Origin of the sequence: Mammaliicoccus fleurettii (genome assembly GCF_003970575.1) — a bacterium.
Taxonomy (GTDB): Bacteria; Bacillota; Bacilli; order Staphylococcales; family Staphylococcaceae; genus Mammaliicoccus; species Mammaliicoccus fleurettii.
The window spans coordinates 9568-11971 of sequence record NZ_RXWZ01000154.1 but is presented as its reverse complement, the minus strand read 5'-3'; the positions used below and the strand labels follow the sequence as shown (position 1 = coordinate 11971).

The window sequence follows — 2404 nt, the reverse complement described above, 5'->3', positions numbered from 1 at the left end:
CGCACAGTCTACCTCTCTCCATAACTATAAAAAATAGCTATGAAAAAATCTATCGTCATAGATTTCTTCATAGCTAATCTTAGTATGTTTATTATATTTGGCTTTCAATATTTTTAAGTAAATTGGCCATTTCAATAGCAGCTAATGCAGCATCTCCACCTTTATTACCTGCTTTAGTTCCAGCTCTTTCTATTGCTTGTTCAATTGTTTCTGTTGTTACTATACCAAAGATAACTGGCACTTCTGTTTCATCATTTACTTTAGATACACCTTTTGCTACTTCATTACATACATAATCATAATGTGTAGTAGCGCCTCTAATGACACATCCTAATGTTACTACTGCATCGTAATTTCCTGATTTAGCTAATTTTTTAGCAACTAATGGAATTTCATATGCACCTGGAACATAAGCTACATGAATATTATCTTCTTCTACATTATGGCGAACCAATGTATCTTTAGCTCCATCTAATAAACGACCTGTAATAAAATCGTTAAATCTACTTACTACAATTGCTACTTTTAATTCTGATCCGTTCATTTTACCTTCAAAGTTCATTTTTATTTGCCCCATTCTTTTTATAATAAATGACCCATTTGGTCTTTTTTTGTATTTAAATATGATTCATTCGTTGTATTTGGCTGTATAACTACTGGTATTCTATTTGTAATTCTAATACCTAACTCTTCTAATTGATTAAATTTATCTGGATTATTGCTTATGAGTTGTATTTCTTCTATATTAAAGTACTTCAGAATTTGACTTGCTTCAGTATAGTCTCTTAAATCCGCTTCAAAGCCTAATGCTTTATTTGCAGAAATTGTATCATATCCTTTTTCGATCAATTCATATGCTTTAAGTTTATTGATTAAGCCTATGCCTCGACCTTCTTGAGGAAGATATAAAATCATACCACCGTGCTCTTGTATATATTTCATAGAGTATTCTAGTTGTTCTCCACAATCACATCTAGCACTATGGAAAATATCACCAGTGACACATTCAGAATGTATACGAACGTTCATTCCATTTTCAATATTGCCCGAACAAATAGCTAAGTATTCTTTTTGATCTAATTTAGATGTAAAACCATACATATCAAATTCACCAAATAATGTAGGTAATTGAATTTTTGATTCAAATTTTATAATTTGATCATTTCTTTTTCTATATTGAACAAGTTCATCTATCGTAATCATTTTTAATTGATGTTTAAGTTTGAACTGATATAAATCTTCTCTCTTAGCCATCGTTCCATCGTCTTTCATAATTTCACAAATAGCACCAGCAGGTTTAGCACCTGACAATCTAGCTAAATCAACACAAGCTTCAGTATGCCCTACTCTTTCAAGAACACCATTTTCTTGAGCAATTAATGGGAATACATGTCCTGGTTTTACAAAAGCACTCGGAGAAGTCTCTTCTATTAGACCTTTTATAGTATCCGTTCTTTCAAAAGCACTAATGCCTGTTGTTGATGACACATGGTCAACACTTACAGTAAAAGCTGTCTTAAACTTATCACCAGTTTCAGTCATTAAATTTAAATCAAGCTGTTCTGCTATTTCACGGCTAACTGGTGCACATATTAGACCTCTAGCATGAGTTGCCATAAAATTTATCGTTTCTGGTGTTAAATATTCAGATATTGCAATAAGGTCACCCTCATTTTCTCTATCTTCATCATCTACAACTATAATGGGTTTACCAAGTTTTAATTCTTCAATAGCTTCTTCTACTTTATCAAACATTATGATGCCTCCTAAAATCCTAGATTTAGTAACTTCTCTTGCGATAAATTCGAGTTATTTTGATGATTAATTTTTTGAACATATTTAAATAATAAGTCCGTTTCTATATGTACCTCATCACCTTGTTTCTTGTTAACAAAAATAGTACGCTCTCTAGTCTCAGGTATTAAATGAATTTCAAACTTATGCTGATACAATTTAAAAATTGTTAAACTTATACCGTCTACCGTAATTGAACCTTTATCAATCATTTGACTTAATAATTGCGCATCAGTTGATATTTCAATTATCCATTCATCTTTTCTTTTAGAAATATGCTTTATAATACCTTTTCCATCTACATGACCACTTACGAAATGACCACCAAACCTTCCATTAGCTAACATCGCTCTTTCAAGATTTACTTTGTCATTTGTTTTTAAGTGTTCTAAATATGTGACATTGATTGTACCTGTAATAACTTCTACTTTAAAAATAGATGTCTGCTTTTCAGTAACAGTTAAACAAACACCATTTATCGCTACCGAATCACCAAGAGATAAATCATCAGTTATTTCAGGAGCCTCAATTGTTAAAGTCTTAACTCCACTTTGAGTGCTTGTATTCTTAATTACACCAACTGTTTCAATAATTCCTGTGAACATCTTGT

Annotated in this window: 3 protein-coding genes; all 3 read right to left on the bottom strand. The window is 31.3% G+C overall.

The features are described from left to right. Positions 1-91: 91 nt before the first annotated feature. From ribH to CD129_RS10550, 3 genes are read right to left on the bottom strand one after another with little or no spacing between them, the layout of a single operon-like run. Positions 92-562: a 6,7-dimethyl-8-ribityllumazine synthase gene (ribH, locus tag CD129_RS10560; protein WP_078357574.1), complete on the bottom strand. Its 471-nt coding sequence runs from the start codon at positions 560-562 to the stop codon at positions 92-94. Between the two features lie 20 nt (positions 563-582). Continuing rightward, positions 583-1758, bottom strand: coding sequence for a 3,4-dihydroxy-2-butanone-4-phosphate synthase (gene ribB, locus CD129_RS10555; protein WP_078357575.1), 1176 nt, complete (start codon positions 1756-1758; stop codon positions 583-585). A gap of 8 nt (positions 1759-1766) precedes the next feature. Then, complete coding sequence (locus CD129_RS10550; RefSeq protein WP_115337308.1) at positions 1767-2399, bottom strand: riboflavin synthase; 633 nt, start codon at positions 2397-2399, stop codon at positions 1767-1769. Positions 2400-2404 lie beyond the last annotated feature (5 nt).

Coding starts and splice junctions, on each gene's coding strand:
- ribH (WP_078357574.1), bottom strand. CDS start 562: ATGAACTTTGAAGGTAAAATGAACGGATCAGAATTAAAAGTAGCAATT.
- CD129_RS10550 (WP_115337308.1), bottom strand. CDS start 2,399: ATGTTCACAGGAATTATTGAAACAGTTGGTGTAATTAAGAATACAAGC.